Genomic DNA, 262 nt, shown 5'->3' with positions numbered 1-262 from the left:
ATCATCGCCCTCGCCTGGCACTACGGCTGGCAGGGCGCCTTGATTGCCACGCTGATGAACGCCATCGCGCTCATTGCCAGCCAGACCTGGCACGACCATCCGGTGGACCTGCTGCTTTCCCTGCTGGCTCAAAGCCTGACCGGGCTGCTGCTGGGGGCGGGGATCCAGCGTCTGCGCGAGCTGAACCAGTCTCTGCAAAACGAGCTGGCGCGTAATCGCCGTCTGGCGGAGCGTCTGCTGGAGACGGAAGAGAGCGTGCGGC

At 65.6% G+C, this 262-nt stretch carries 1 protein-coding gene; it reads left to right on the top strand.

Annotated elements, in window-relative coordinates; all coding sequences use genetic code 11:
• The coding region (locus ABFY71_RS18930) for a hypothetical protein (protein ID WP_347947426.1) at window positions 1-262 on the top strand (262 nt) is incomplete at both ends.

This window comes from Devosia alba, assembly GCF_039938915.1.
GTDB classification, from domain to species: domain Bacteria; phylum Pseudomonadota; class Alphaproteobacteria; order Rhizobiales; family Devosiaceae; genus Devosia; species Devosia alba.
The sequence above is the reverse complement of the archived record's forward strand: the minus strand, read 5'-3'. Positions and strand labels throughout refer to the sequence as shown.